At 39.6% G+C, this 14086-nt stretch carries 13 protein-coding genes; 7 read left to right on the top strand and 6 right to left on the bottom strand.

Annotation, left to right across the window (positions count from 1 at the left end):
* Nucleotides 1-5 precede the first annotated feature (5 nt).
* The 5 genes from K348_RS0116400 to rplS form a co-directional block, all read right to left on the bottom strand.
* Nucleotides 6-617, bottom strand: coding sequence for a YiiX/YebB-like N1pC/P60 family cysteine hydrolase (locus tag K348_RS0116400; protein WP_081852599.1), 612 nt, complete (start codon nucleotides 615-617; stop codon nucleotides 6-8).
* On the bottom strand, nucleotides 587-928 hold the full coding sequence (locus K348_RS0116395) for a DUF4878 domain-containing protein (protein ID WP_029906630.1): 342 nt from the start codon (nucleotides 926-928) through the stop codon (nucleotides 587-589). Before K348_RS0116395 ends, K348_RS0116400 begins: the two co-directional genes overlap by 31 nt.
* 64 nt (nucleotides 929-992) lie before the next feature.
* Complete coding sequence (hflX, locus tag K348_RS0116390) at nucleotides 993-2213, bottom strand: GTPase HflX (RefSeq protein ID WP_029906629.1); 1221 nt, start codon at nucleotides 2211-2213, stop codon at nucleotides 993-995.
* Nucleotides 2214-2333: 120 nt separating this feature from the next.
* Nucleotides 2334-3287 (bottom strand): hypothetical protein, encoded by a 954-nt coding sequence (locus K348_RS0116385; RefSeq protein WP_029906628.1) that lies wholly within the window; start codon nucleotides 3285-3287, stop codon nucleotides 2334-2336.
* A 130-nt stretch (nucleotides 3288-3417) separates the two neighbouring features.
* The gene (gene rplS / locus K348_RS0116380) at nucleotides 3418-3783 is read right to left on the bottom strand and encodes a 50S ribosomal protein L19 (RefSeq protein WP_029906627.1); all 366 of its coding nucleotides are present in this window, start codon (nucleotides 3781-3783) and stop codon (nucleotides 3418-3420) included.
* 252 nt (nucleotides 3784-4035) lie between these two features.
* Here rplS and K348_RS0116375 point away from each other — a divergent pair, with 252 nt between their 5' ends.
* The 5 genes from K348_RS0116375 (at nucleotide 4036) to K348_RS0116355 (ending at nucleotide 9913) form a co-directional block, all read left to right on the top strand.
* Nucleotides 4036-7110 carry a glycoside hydrolase family 3 N-terminal domain-containing protein gene (locus K348_RS0116375; protein WP_029906626.1) on the top strand — a complete coding sequence of 1025 codons (3075 nt, stop codon included), beginning with the start codon at nucleotides 4036-4038 and terminating at the stop codon, nucleotides 7108-7110.
* A complete protein-coding gene (locus tag K348_RS0116370; protein ID WP_029906625.1) occupies nucleotides 7082-7945 on the top strand; it encodes a hypothetical protein in 864 nt (287 codons plus the stop codon). Before K348_RS0116375 ends, K348_RS0116370 begins: the two co-directional genes overlap by 29 nt.
* Nucleotides 7929-8612, top strand: a complete 684-nt coding sequence (locus K348_RS0116365) for a M15 family metallopeptidase (RefSeq protein WP_036930749.1) — start codon at nucleotides 7929-7931, stop codon at nucleotides 8610-8612. The genes K348_RS0116370 and K348_RS0116365 overlap by 17 nt, the downstream gene beginning before the upstream one ends.
* A 5-nt stretch (nucleotides 8613-8617) precedes the next feature.
* Nucleotides 8618-9328, top strand: a complete 711-nt coding sequence (locus K348_RS0116360) for a hypothetical protein (RefSeq protein ID WP_029906623.1) — start codon at nucleotides 8618-8620, stop codon at nucleotides 9326-9328.
* Between the two features lie 360 nt (nucleotides 9329-9688).
* A complete protein-coding gene (locus K348_RS0116355) occupies nucleotides 9689-9913 on the top strand; it encodes a winged helix-turn-helix domain-containing protein (protein ID WP_029906622.1) in 225 nt (74 codons plus the stop codon).
* A 96-nt stretch (nucleotides 9914-10009) separates the two neighbouring features.
* Here K348_RS0116355 and K348_RS19470 read toward each other — a convergent pair whose 3' ends face one another.
* Nucleotides 10010-10993: an FKBP-type peptidyl-prolyl cis-trans isomerase gene (locus K348_RS19470; protein WP_029906621.1), complete on the bottom strand. Its 984-nt coding sequence runs from the start codon at nucleotides 10991-10993 to the stop codon at nucleotides 10010-10012.
* Nucleotides 10994-11255: 262 nt separating this feature from the next.
* Between K348_RS19470 and K348_RS0116345 the strand changes: the two genes are divergently transcribed.
* A complete protein-coding gene (locus K348_RS0116345; RefSeq protein WP_029906620.1) occupies nucleotides 11256-13082 on the top strand; it encodes a DEAD/DEAH box helicase in 1827 nt (608 codons plus the stop codon).
* Nucleotides 13083-13194: 112 nt separating this feature from the next.
* Complete coding sequence (locus K348_RS0116340; protein ID WP_029906619.1) at nucleotides 13195-14019, top strand: energy transducer TonB; 825 nt, start codon at nucleotides 13195-13197, stop codon at nucleotides 14017-14019.
* The last annotated feature ends 67 nt before the right edge of the window (nucleotides 14020-14086 follow it).

Genomic DNA, 14086 nt, shown 5'->3' with positions numbered 1-14086 from the left:
GGATATTATTTTGTTGCCTTTTTTATTTCTTGTATTCCCGGCAACAAATATACATTATCGATGCCATATATTTTGCGTTTCCCGAAATTCAAAAGAGGCAAAACGAAATCACATCCGACCGATTTATTTATCGCTAAGGCTACAAGTTCGGTGCAATAAACCTTACTGTCGTCCGAAGCATCGAAATCGAGGTCGAATGGAGTCTTCCGGTCATAATAAGTTTTTGCATGCATTGCTATAAGATTGCGGATAGAATCCTGAGCATCGATACGGTATATTCCCCAAGTCTCGATATCGTCCAGGAAGACAGATACAGGCTCCCTTTTTACATAGCCGATACCCGTTAGTTCGCTGGCTTCGGCATGAATTACAAATAAAGAATCGCCCAGGGCCTCTATAATGCCTACATGGGAATATAGCTTCTCCGACAAAGAATAATCTTTAAACTTATCAGAAAAGAAACCTCTCCCTAAGCGACATATTATATCCCCGTTCTGGATTCCTGATAAAGAGAAAGGCTGAGTTGTTTTCCTCTCCGCTTCACCACACGACGCAAAAATAGAAAGACAAAAAAGGAGTAAGTATATTACTTTTTGGATTCTATATTTACTTTCCAATCCCCGTCTATTTTTACAAGATGAAGAGTCTGCTCTCTATCTGTATTTTTATCTTTGAAGGTAACCCAAGCCCTGTTGTCTACAACAGAATCTTTTACAAATTCGAATTTAAAGTCCGGATCTACCTTACTTGTACCCATGCTGGAAGCAAAATCCAATAATTTACCGGTTGCTTCTGTTGCATATTTTTTCGCTTCTTCAACTTTACCTTTCGAAAGGTTTTCAGAGAAACTTTGCGCAGCTTTTTGAGGGCCCGAAGAGCATGAACACATCAGTGCAACTGCAAACAATGTAAATAATAGCTTTTTCATTTAAAGAGGTGTTAAAGTTTATATCTTAACAAAGGTATATCTTTTAGATTGTAAATCAATTATTTTACTCCGTTTCTTCATCATATTTCTGAAACAGGAAATCGTTATAAGGATAGCGCTCGATATGGATTTCTTTTACTTTCTCGTAAACCTTTTTCTTCAACTCGTCGATATTAATTTTTTGTTTTGCAGAGATAAAGATGCAGTCGTCATGCATTTTGTTCATCCACGATTTTTCCAGTTCTTCCAGCGATACATTCTCTTTTGTTGCAGGCGTCAGGTCGTCTTCATCTTTAGGTGTGTAGGTAAATGCATCCACTTTATTGAATACGAGTATAGTCGGTTTCTCTTCCTTATCGATATCGGCCAGTGTATTCTTTACAACCTCTATCTGTTCCTCAAAGTTAGGATGCGAAATATCTACTACATGGATAAGCAAATCGGCCTCGCGCACCTCATCCAATGTCGATTTGAACGATTCTACAAGATGTGTCGGCAATTTACGGATAAAACCTACCGTATCGGATAACAGGAAAGGCAGATTATCAATAATCACCTTACGCACTGTTGTATCTAGTGTTGCAAAGAGTTTATTCTCTGCAAAGACATCCGATTTGCTCAATAGATTCATCAGCGTCGATTTACCCACATTCGTATAGCCGACAAGCGCTACACGCACCATTTTGCCACGATTTTTCCGTTGCGATGCCATCTGACGGTCAATATCTTTCAACTCATTTTTAAGGAAAGCTATCTTATTGAGGATAATACGGCGGTCGGTTTCCAACTGGGTCTCACCCACGCCACGCATCATCACGCCCCCGCCTCGCTGGCGGTCGAGGTGAGTCCACAGACGGGTTAGTCGCGGCAACAGATATTGATATTGTGCCAATTCTACCTGTGTCTTGGCGTATGCCGTTTGTGCACGCATAGCGAAGATGTCGAGGATAAGACTGGTACGGTCGAGGATTTTTACCTGCAATTCCTTTTCGATGTTCCTGATTTGCTTTGGCGATAATTCATCATCGAAAATAACGAGGTCTATCTCATTGTCTTCCATATATTGCTTTATCTCCTGCAATTTCCCTGTACCTACAAAGGTTACGGGATTAGGATATTCCAGCTTCTGTGTGAAACTCTTAGCAGGAATGATACCTGCCGTTTCGGCAAGGAATGCCAGTTCGTCGAGGTATTCGTGTACCTGCTCTTCTGTCTGGTGCTGGGTGATAAGCCCGACAAGGACAGCTTCTTTATTTTTTGATTCGGATATTATAAAGTCTCTCATATATTTTAAAATAATTGGCAATTAAGTTATAACACTTAATATAGCCTCGTTAAAGTTATAAATAAAAATTACGCTGCATCAAAAGCAGGCAATAATCCGCTGCATTTTTATTCAATATGTTTATATGCTTTTAATTTTTTTACTCAAAAGTAATTGTATGTCATGCAATATAGCTCCATTATCATTTATCGGCTTGTCTACAATTTTTACTATAGTCGAATCATACAAAGAGATATAGTAATCTGAACTAAGATGAAATCCTTTCATATTTTTGAGTCCGATTGTATCGATATCCCGTATTTTATCTATATCTATTGTATTTTCTACCCTGCCTTCATCTGTTGTCACATTCATTCTTCTATTATTCAAATCTATCATAATTTTATTGCTCTTAGGATAGAATAAAATTAATGCAACAATATACAGTAGAAAAATGTATTTATTAATAAATAAACTTGCTGCGAAAAACAGGATAAATCCCATAACAAAGAAACCGGATACTCTACCATACATTCTATATTTACACAAGTATACATTCGGTTCTATTTCTTTAAATAACAGGCACCTGTCTGTATTGGTATAATTTTTACCAGAATGTGATGAAACAAATTTCTGTAAATTATCATATGCTTCTTCTACATTTTTATTCGGTATATTTATTTCCTGAGTGAGCTTAAGCAGTTTTATATTATTTCCATGCCGAACATGACAATAGTATTGTGCTCCTTTAAGGGTCGGGTGTGTAGATATACCCAAATCACAAATATCAGATGCAGATGCAATGCTTCTCTTTATGCCAAATAATTCATAATATACCGAGCCGGAGTCTTTATCGACAACTATCTTTATTCGACCAATGATATACAATAACAACAATATGGAATATATAGCTGATATTACATAGAATAAATATTCTATTCCATTCGTACCTAAATCTACTACAATGGCCCAAAAGACTATAAGTAACGGCACGGTTATGAAAAGAGAAAAATAAACAGCTATTTCTTTCAGATTTCCGAGAGGATAGAATATTATTCTTTGAAGTTCTACTTTTGCATGTTTAATTTTAAACATCAGCCTTAATTTACTTCTTAAGCATTATTAAATTGACTTCCTATATACTTAAGCATAACAGACAAAAAAAGAGCCTGTTTGTAGACAGACTCTCCTATATCTTTCTGCGTGCAAGCTGCAGAATAAGAAATTAAGCTTGTTGTTGCTTTGTAACTCTTTTTTCTTTGATTCTGGCTTTTTTACCTGTAAGACCACGTAGGTAATACAGTTTAGCACGGCGAACCTTACCTACTTTATTTACAGTGATACTGTCGATAAATGGAGATTCTAGAGGGAAAATTCTTTCTACGCCGATGTTATCAGACATTTTGCGAACAGTGAAACGTTTCTTTTCTCCGTGTCCGCCGATTTTGATAACTACACCGCGGTATTGCTGAACACGCTCTTTGTTACCTTCTTTGATACGGTAAGCAACTGTCACTGTGTCGCCGCTCTTAAATTTAGGATGCTCTTTTCCTGTGGCGAATGCTGCTTCTGCAACTTTAATTAAGTCCATGATTATATATGGTTTATTGTTAATATACGCAATATACACGAGTCTCTCCCGTCAGAGATTACGCAAAGCGGATGCAAAGATAAATATATTTCGCAAATTTGCAAAGGTCTTAGTTCCTTTATTTTATCATTTTTCCACGTACTTGTTAATCTATGTTTAATTAATGATTCAAAGCCTCTCTCTAAAACATATTCGTTATACTTTTGTATATGGGTGGCAAACCCCGGCAAAATTTTCTTATATAAGAATAAAATGAAAATCAAATATATTATAGCATTGGCTGTCTGCTGCACAGTTTTTTGCTCATCCGGTATGGTCACCGGAATTAATAAAAAGACCCCGACCCTTAATCAGACCGCCGATTCCATTAAGATAAACCGTTGGGTCGACTCTGTATACAATCAAATGTCGACCGACGAACGTATTGGCCAGTTGTTTATGCCTGTAGTAACAGGAGATAATACCGAAGCCAATAAAAGCAGAATATCTTCATTAATCAAAAACCAGCATATAGGAGGCCTCCTCTTCTCAAAAGGAACACCTAATAATCAGGCAGACCTTACCAACTGGGCGCAAAAAGAAGCTAAAGTCCCAGTAATGATTTCCCTCGACGGTGAATGGGGATTATCGATGCGTCTTGCTAATACTACCCGCTTTCCGCGTAATATGATGCTGGGAGCTATACAAAATGATTCTCTATTATATTATTACGGACTGGAAGTTGCCCGCCAGTGTAAACTGATGGGTATCCATGTCAATTTTGCCCCTGCATTGGATGTTAACAGCAATCCATCCAATCCGGTAATCGGCAACCGTTCGTTTGGAGAAGATCCGGAAAAGGTTGCCCGTTTGGGAATAATGTATTCTAAAGGACTCGAAGCCGGAGGCATAATGGCTGTTGCCAAACACTTCCCCGGACATGGAGATACTTCTACCGATTCGCATAAAGTATTACCGCTGATAGCACACAATCGTAAACGGCTGGATGAAGTAGAGCTGAAACCTTTCAGAGAATATATAAATAGCGGATTATCGGGAATGATGGTGGCACATCTTAATATTCCGGTACTCGATAATAGAAGTCAGCCAAGTTCCCTCTCAACAGCTATTACCACAGATCTTCTGCAGAAAGAACTCGGATTTTCAGGACTTATATTTACCGACGGACTCCAGATGAAAGGTGTGTCGGGAGAAGATAATTACTGCGTACGTGCATTACTGGCAGGAAATGATATTCTGGTCGGCCCGCTGAATCCCGCAAGAGATTACGAATCGGTAAAAAAGGCTGTAGAAGACAATGTGATGACGGAAGAACAGCTGGCTGCAAAATGTAAGAAAGTACTTGCTTATAAATATATCCTCAGTGTAAAAGATGCGAAACCGATAGATACAAACGGGCTGGTTCAGAAGCTGAATACATCCAACAGCGAATGGATAAACAGGGAGTTACATAAAGAAGCGATAACCTTACTGAAAGACGATCAGAAAATCCTTCCGTTAAAAGGTCTCGATAAACGTAAAATTGCAGCTGTATCTATAGGCGAATCTTCAAATAATACTTTTCACAATACATTGAAAATGTATGGAGATGTAACCACATTCACCGTATCGGGCGGTGACGAACTATTGAAACTGAAAAAAAATCTGGAAAGCTTCAATACCATTATCGTATCTATCCATAACAATAAAGGCAATGCCAACCTAGCTATACAAACGGTTTGTGCGGGAAAAGAATCTGTTATGGCTTTTTTTATAGTACCATACCGCATGACGTCATATGCTTCATCCGTTAAAGCTGCTAATGGAGTTATTCTTGCATATGAGAATTCCGATTTGGCACAGGATTATGCGGCACAGGCAATATTCGGAGGCTATGATGTAAACGGCAAAATACCTGTATCAGTAAAAGGTCTGTTTAATCTCGATACCGGTATCGATACTAAGAAAACAAGGCTGGGATATGATGTTCCCGAAGTGGTGGGTATCGCATCAGGGAGATTCAACAAAATAGATTCCATTGCCCTGGAAGGTATAGAGGCAAAGGCTTATCCCGGATGCCAGATACTTATTGCAAAAGACGGAACTGTAATATACAACCGTTCGTTCGGCTCATTCGAATACAATGGCAACAGGAAGGTTACTAACACTGACATATACGATATCGCATCCATGACTAAAGCTTCGGCTACTGTTCCAGCCATTATGAAATTATATGATGAGAATAAACTCAAACTTACTACTCCGATAAGTAGTTATGTGTTGGAACTGATAGGAACAGACAAATCACGCATTACCATCAGGGATGCTCTCTTGCATGAAACAGGGCTTACGTCCTTTATTCCTTATTATATGAATGCGATAGATAAATCGAGTTATGAGGGGAAACTGTTTAACCGTCAGCGTACAAGTATCTATTCGGCACAGTTCGATACTGATACATGGGCTCGCACCGATTACAAATACAAGCCGGCCATGGTATCTACTACTCCCAAAACAGGATTTCTCCCTTTAGCTGACGGATTGTTTATAAATAAGGTATACAATGATACTATTATAAAAGCTATTGCCGACTCAAAACTTCGTAATAGGAAAACTTATCTGTATAGCTGTCTCAATTTTATGCTGCTTAAAGAAGTAATAGAAAAAGTAGCAAAACAGGATTTGAATACTTTCGTCCAGAATAATTATTTCAACAAACTCGGTGCAACCACCACGACCTATAATCCTCTGAAAAGATTCGGCAAAGGGCGCATTGTACCCACCGAGAAAGACGACTTCCTGCGCAAGCAACTTGTTCAGGGATATGTGCACGACGAAGGGGCTGCCTTTATGGGCGGCATATCGGGCAATGCGGGCTTGTTCTCCGATGCCAACGATCTGGCTAAGCTATACCAGATGTGGCTTTATAAGGGAGTTTACGGAGACGAAAGATATATTTCGGAGAAAACATGGCAACTGTTCACCAAAACAAAAAGTGCCTCATCGCGCCGCGGACTGGGCTTCGACAAACCCGAAATGCGTACTAACAAATCGGGGCCTACTGCCGCAAGCGCTCCCGCCAGTGTTTACGGCCATACGGGATTTACGGGAACTTGTTTCTGGATAGACCCTGATAATGATTTAATTTTTATATTTTTGTCAAACAGAATAAATGAAAAACGTACGCATAAACAAATATCGGGTTTGAGCATACGCCAACGCATACAGGAGGAAATCTACAGGGCTATGAGAAAAGGATCATCCCTGACAGAACCGACCGAATCGACTAACATAAATACTAATACTAACATTGACACGGATGACGACGACCAGACTGACGCTGAATGATGAAATAAAACCATTTTTTGAAACAGAGGACAAACAATTGTGGGACCTGATCATCGAAAACAATACAGACGAAGTGCTTGCTATACTGCCACGCGAACATACGGAAGATGAAAATCTTGACCTGATAATAAAAGAATTGCTGGCGACAGGTAAAAGTGAAGTACTGGAATCGTTCGATTTTGTCAAAATAGAAGAAGGCAACAGCGCACTTTTCAGAAATCTGGTACGCTTGCTTTTTGCCTTGGATATAAACGGAAATTATGAAGAAACCCGCTTAGTCATTGCCGATAAGCTATTCGATTCTTTGCCCGATATGGTCGAACAAATCCAAAAAGAAGCGACAGGATATCCTATGACAAGGAGAGTAGACGAACTGACAATATCCGAAGCAGTAGGATTAAGAGCATCATTAATAAATCTGATTTACTATTACCGTCTGAAAGATGATATAGAAGCCCTGCATTTTGTCACCATTTTGCGGTCGAAAATTACGCTGGCTATTCTGGGCAACTATAAAAATGTGGTAGGACATGACATGATAGAATCTGCTCAAATAAAAGAAAAAGTAGGAGAGACTGATACTGCCCTGACTTTTTATAATCTGGTAAAAGATAATCTCAAAGGCGAACTGCACTGGTTTATAGAAAGCCCCGAAATGGGAGCCAATGAAGACGATACAGTGATGCTGAAAGCTTTAAGGGAGGCCTTTTCTTCTATAGACCGCCTGAAAAGCACGGCAGACTTTGAGAGAGAATGCGCTATAATCGACGAAATACTCAGTAGGGAATACGAAGAGTTCAGCTTCGATGACGACGAGGATGAAGAAGAAGATTAAAATTATACACTGCTTACTTCTGCTTCTCCCCCTGACAATTGCAGGACAGCAGAAAGGCAAAACATCCGGACTTGAACACTACTTGCAAACGAAAGAACTTGTAAATGTTCATACGCTGGATGCAACTATCCGTATGGATTTGAAATACGCTACTACCGACAACTTTACCAAAACAATTCTTTACGATACCTTGTTTAATATATATCTGCATCCCGTTGCAGCAAAGAAGCTGGTGAAAGCGCAGCAATATCTGAAAACGCTCGATCCGGATTTATCTTTGCTGGTTTATGATGCCGTGAGGCCATTGAGCATACAGAGGAAAATGTACAAAGTTGTACAAAATACGAAATATGCCGCCTATGTAGCAAATCCCGAGCGAACAGGATTGCACAATTACGGAATGGCCGTGGACCTGACCATCTGCGATAAAAATGGTAAACCTCTTGATATGGGCACACCTTTCGATTTTTTCGGCCGTGCAGCCGGAATAAACAAAGAAGCAGAACTCTTGGAGCAGGGTGTACTGACCACACAGCAGATAAAAAACAGGCAACTGCTGCGCAAGGTCATGACACATGCAGGCTTTTTGACAATCAGGGGAGAATGGTGGCATTTCAACGCCGTGTCTCTCAATCAGGCAAAACAATCGTATAAAGTAATAGAATAGCGGTTATGAAAAAAACTAACACAATCTTACTCATCTTTATCCTGAGTGCTTTTGCATATAATGCATCTGCTCAGTTTGTAGTAGCGAACGATACAATAAGGGGAAGTATAGACTTCTGTCCCCGTCTGGGAGATTTGAAGAATGCAATTAACGTACCTAACGACTCCGTATTCTACATGTTTCCTATCACTCCCGGAACCGATCCCTGGCGTTATGCCGACTATTATACACCATCCCGGACAACTCAAAACGGATATCTACAAAGTTCGCTGATAATGCGGGTGGAAGATTACGATATTATAGAAGTGGAACGATTGTCGGCTCATGGTTACGTTTCATTCAAAAGCGATAAAGTGCGCGCCCGCGTAGACGTGGCAAAAATCACATCTAAAGATACATCCATAAAAAATTCATCATCCGGCTATACAGTCAATGGAAAGGAAGCGAAAGGCGCAGGTAAATGGCGCTCTCCACAGCTTCGGTATCAATCCATATCTGTTACTATTAAAGGAAAAACTATTACATTTCCGAAAAAATTTTATGAACATTTGTTAGAACCGGAAATCGATAATATGGCCATATATTATAACGAGAAAAAAGACATTGTTTATGTCATTGCAAATAACGGTGGTACAGACAATTACTATCAGGCAATGTGGCAGGTTTCACCGCGTGGCGTAGCCAATGTATATATCTTCGATCCGACGAAAAAATAACGGATAATTAATAAAAATTTAATTATTGCGTCGAAAGAACACCTGACCGTGAACATTTATTCACGATCAGGTGTTGTAGTTGTATAGGGATTGAATTATATAAATGCCATTAAAATCAGAGGAAATTAACACTGTCGTTTGACACTAATAAAGGAAAGAAAGAGAGACAAATACATCCGTAATTAAATTTCTATAAAATTTATGTATAATAAATTCTGTCTGTATCATTCAGTTTAAGGATTAAATTATACACACTTTCGGTCTGATGAACGAATCAGGCAAAAACAGTTATCTCTTTATCAGAGGCCCATCGTGGAGAATCAATATAATCTGTTTAATCTATTTAAATTATTTTGCATCATGACAGAAAAAGATGTTGGAATTAATGCCGGTAACATTTTCACATTATTGTCACACAAAGGAAGATTGACTATCAGAGAGATCGGAGATCATACTCATTGCAGAGACCGGGTCATATTTATGGCTTTAGGGTGGCTGCTCAGAGAAAATAAGGTCCGTTTTTCTGACAGGAACGGCCTGCTGTGTGTCGAACTGAATTCACTGATGGTAGAAACCAGCTATTAATTCTTTATCTGATACCATTTAACAAATGAGCACTAAAAACAAACGGGCCTGGCAGATGATGTCAGACCCGTTCGTTTTATATATACTCAAAATATTTTAGTTCGGAATATCGATCAGTTCAACTTCAAAAATCAGGTTGGAGAAAGGTTTGATCTTACCCTGATCTCTAGGCCCGTAAGCCAGATCGTATGGAATATACAACATCCATTTCGACCCTACAGGCATCAGCTGCAGCGCTTCTGACCATCCTTTTATCACCTGTCCTACACCAAATGTAGTAGGTTCTCCCCGTTCGTAGCTACTGTCGAATACAGTACCATCGATGAGAGTACCTTTATAATGTACGGTTACGCGATCGCTCGATGTAGGTTTAGCGCCCTTACCCTCTGTAATAATCTTATATTGCAAACCACTAGGAAGTATAACAACACCTTTTTTCTTTTTATTGTCTGCCAAAAACTTATCACCTTCAGCTATCTGGGTTGCATACTCTGCTTTAGCTGCTTCAGCCTGAGCCAGTTCTTTAGCTTCCTGCGCCTTCTGTGAAGCATCCTGAATTATACTCTCAGAATCCTCGATAAGCAATTGTTCATCTTTCAGACTGCTCGAGAACGCTGCAATAAAAGCCCCGGTACTGAAAAGGTCGGGAGTACCAAGCATCTCTTCCGAGAATTTACCGGTCATAGCCGACAACTGGCTTCCGATAGCTGCTCCGGCATTATATGCCGATTTACTCTTATCCTGATATATTGTTTGCGTAAATCCTGTGAGAAACTCGCTGAGATTTACCGTATTTGCCACATTCAGTGAATCTAATTTCACATACAGTTCTCTTTTCAGTTTATCTTTTTTTGCAGCATCGGCTTCCTTCTCGATTTTTGACATATAATCTGTCCTAACTGCAGCCGTGTCGGTTATAACTCCCATCTGGTTCAGATATGGCTTTAGACCACTCTGTACCATAGTAACTCCCAAAGCATACGAAATCGTATCGGCCTGGTTTTTAAGCACCGTCTGTGCAGATAAAGCCATTGGGCTTAATAATGCACATGCTGCCAAAGAGAAAAGTAATTTTTTCATATTATTATTGTTTATTTATTGATATTCTGTTTATAGTTTCTGAATAAGTGAGCGTTATCAATAGAAATGCAAAAATAGCATTTTTTAAGCTACAACTTCCATACTTAGATAAAGTTATTACTAAATGTTTTAAAAAACTGAAAAGTAATCACTACCTTTGCGCGTCCTTTTTTGGCGGACTCTTTTATGTCGAATGTTTTTGGGGTGGGAGTTGGCTATTTTTAGAGGGCTTAATTACCACATAGTTATTTGAAAATTTTTAATGAAAACATTTGAAGAATTAGGGGTTGCCGCGAATATACGTAAGGCAATCGAAGAAATGGGATACGAAAATCCCATGCCCGTGCAAGAAGAAGTGATTCCGTATTTGCTGGGCGACACGAGCGACGTTATTGCACTGGCGCAAACAGGAACAGGAAAGACTGCGGCTTTCGGTTTACCTGTATTACAGAAAGTTAATGTGAAGGAAAATGTACCTCAGGCACTTATCCTTTGTCCTACACGCGAGCTATGCCTGCAGATAGCAGGCGATCTGGCCGATTATTCCAAATATATCGATAATCTGAGGGTATTGCCTGTATATGGCGGTTCAAGCATCGAAAGCCAGATTAAATCACTGAAGAGAGGAGTACAGATTATTGTTGCCACTCCGGGACGTCTGATAGACCTTATCAACCGTAAGACTGTCGACTTGAAGAGCGTGAAAAATGTTGTGCTCGACGAAGCGGACGAAATGCTCAACATGGGCTTTACCGAGAGTATCGATGAGATACTTTCCAAAGTGCCCGAAGGGAGAAGCATGCTTCTCTTCTCGGCAACCATGCCTAAAGAAATAGCGAAGATCACCAAAAAATACATGCAAAATCCTAAGGAAATCACCATAGGACGCAAAAACGAAGGTTCGAGCAATGTAAAGCATGTATATTATATGGTGCATGCCAAAGACAAATATCTGGCACTGAAACGCATTGCAGACTTTTATCCGAATATTTACGGTATCATTTTTTGCCGTACCCGCCGCGAAACGCAGGAAATTGCAGATAAACTGATACAGGACGGCTACAATGCAGACTCACTGCATGGAGACCTGTCACAGGCACAACGCGATTATGTAATGCAGAAATTCCGTATCCGTAACATACAGCTGCTTGTTGCTACGGATGTTGCAGCACGCGGACTGGATGTAGACGATCTTACACATGTAATCAATTATGGATTGCCTGACGATATAGAATCGTATACACACCGTAGCGGACGTACAGGACGTGCCGGAAAAACAGGAACTTCCATCTCTATTGTCCATGTAAAAGAAAAGGGCAAGATCAGAGAGATAGAAAAAATAATAAACAAGAAATTCGAACAGGGAACTATCCCATCGGGAGAAGCGATATGCGAAAAACAATTGCTCAACCTTGTTGACCGTATTGAAAAAGTAAAAGTAAACGAGGACGAAATATCTAAGTTACTACCTTCTGTATACAGAAAACTGGACTGGCTCGAAAAAGAAGATATTATCAAACGTGTAATGGCTCTCGAGTTTAATCGCCTGATCGATTATTATCGCGATGCTCAGGAAATTGAATCCCCTTCCGACCGATATACCCGTGAAGAAAAATCTTATCCTCGCCGCAAAGACCGCGAATATTCAGACCGTTCTTCGGGTGGAAGCCGCGGTGCCGAAAGAGGATATTCGCGCCTGTTTATCAATATCGGACGTACCGATCATGTAAATCCTGCCACATTAATGGGATTGGTAAATGATTTCGTACCGGAGAAAGTAAATATCGGCCGTATCGATATCATGCAGAATTTCTCTTTCTTCGAAGTTCCCGAGAAAGATGCCCAAAAGGTAATAAAAGGCATGAGCAAACAGGAACAGAACGGACGCCGTATTTCGGTAGAAGTTGCACAAGGCGGAGGTGGTGACCGTGGAAACACAGGAGCTTCACGTTATGGCGGACGTGTAGGAAAGAAAGAATATAGCGATTCCCGTCCGGAACGCGGATCAAGAAGGAATTCAGATTACAAGTCATCAAAACCTTCCGATAAAGGACACAGGAAAGGTGGCCGGAAGCCGAAATATTCTTAAATATTATAAATGGTATAGGATAAGCAGTCAGAGGAATTTCTGGCTGCTTTCTTTTTAATGATATTAAATATATAGACTACATTTGTATTCTTATAATTATTACAAAAAGTATATGAAATTTGCATTCAAAATCGTAGGATTGTTATTGTCTACTCTTATATTTTCATTAAATACAAAGGCGAATGAAAATCTTATAAAGACTGATACTATCATATATCTGGCTCACAAAAATAAACTTTACCACAATCCCGTTAAATCTAACACCAATGAATTTGTAGATGAAGATCCTGAAATAGCAGGTGGGGACAAAATAATGGAAGAGTTCTTTGACAGTAACTTAAAATATCCGGAAGATGTCAATCCCGATTCTTTAACTAATAAAGGAGTACTGCTTAAATTTGTAGTAACAGATAAAGGGAGAATAAAAGACATTGGAGTAGTTTGGGGATTGAATCCGGTTTATAATGCAGAGGCAGTCAGAGTCATGAAGCAACTACCCAAAATGATTCCGGGAAAAATAAAAGGCAAGGCTGTCAATACTTTGACAACATATATGGTCGTCTTTAAAAAAATAGACCTAAAGCCTCAGGAAAAAATTGTAGAAAGAATGCCGTCTTTTCCGGGTGGGGAAGCAGGGCTTATTGAGTTTCTTAAAAATAACTTGCAGTATCCTCACAAAGCAATAATCGATAAGGTAGAAGGTAGGGTTCTTGTCCGGTTTGTTGTTGGTAAAGATGGACAAATTCGTGATGTAGAACTTATTAAAGGAATTAGTCCTGAATGTGATGCGGAAGCCATGTGGGTAGTAAAGGCGATGCCTCCCTGGGAACCGGGAGAATTGAAAGGAGGGGAACCGGTTTCAGTATTTTTCACTATTCCAATGGTATTCCGGCTACCGAAAGAAAGCCCTTCAATTATACCTATGCGTCGCAGATAGAGTTATGACTCTAAAAAAAATCTATTTTAGTTAAACATAGAAATTTAGCAAAATATCACCCTTTAAA

Source organism: Prevotella sp. 10(H), from assembly GCF_000711235.1.
Classification (GTDB): domain Bacteria; phylum Bacteroidota; class Bacteroidia; order Bacteroidales; family Dysgonomonadaceae; genus Dysgonomonas.
This window is presented reverse-complemented; position numbering and strand designations above follow the sequence as displayed.

What these genes read in the sequence shown, in the direction of transcription:
- K348_RS0116395 (WP_029906630.1), bottom strand. Translation starts at nt 928, where the DNA reads ATGAAAAAGCTATTATTTACATTGTTTGCAGTTGCACTGATGTGTTCA.
- hflX (WP_029906629.1), bottom strand. Translation starts at nt 2,213, where the DNA reads ATGAGAGACTTTATAATATCCGAATCAAAAAATAAAGAAGCTGTCCTT.
- K348_RS0116385 (WP_029906628.1), bottom strand. Translation starts at nt 3,287, where the DNA reads ATGTTTAAAATTAAACATGCAAAAGTAGAACTTCAAAGAATAATATTC.
- rplS (WP_029906627.1), bottom strand. Translation starts at nt 3,783, where the DNA reads ATGGACTTAATTAAAGTTGCAGAAGCAGCATTCGCCACAGGAAAAGAG.
- K348_RS0116375 (WP_029906626.1), top strand. Translation starts at nt 4,036, where the DNA reads ATGAAAATCAAATATATTATAGCATTGGCTGTCTGCTGCACAGTTTTT.
- K348_RS0116370 (WP_029906625.1), top strand. Translation starts at nt 7,082, where the DNA reads ATGACGACGACCAGACTGACGCTGAATGATGAAATAAAACCATTTTTT.
- K348_RS0116365 (WP_036930749.1), top strand. Translation starts at nt 7,929, where the DNA reads ATGAAGAAGAAGATTAAAATTATACACTGCTTACTTCTGCTTCTCCCC.
- K348_RS0116360 (WP_029906623.1), top strand. Translation starts at nt 8,618, where the DNA reads ATGAAAAAAACTAACACAATCTTACTCATCTTTATCCTGAGTGCTTTT.
- K348_RS0116355 (WP_029906622.1), top strand. Translation starts at nt 9,689, where the DNA reads ATGACAGAAAAAGATGTTGGAATTAATGCCGGTAACATTTTCACATTA.
- K348_RS19470 (WP_029906621.1), bottom strand. Translation starts at nt 10,993, where the DNA reads ATGAAAAAATTACTTTTCTCTTTGGCAGCATGTGCATTATTAAGCCCA.
- K348_RS0116345 (WP_029906620.1), top strand. Translation starts at nt 11,256, where the DNA reads ATGAAAACATTTGAAGAATTAGGGGTTGCCGCGAATATACGTAAGGCA.
- K348_RS0116340 (WP_029906619.1), top strand. Translation starts at nt 13,195, where the DNA reads ATGAAATTTGCATTCAAAATCGTAGGATTGTTATTGTCTACTCTTATA.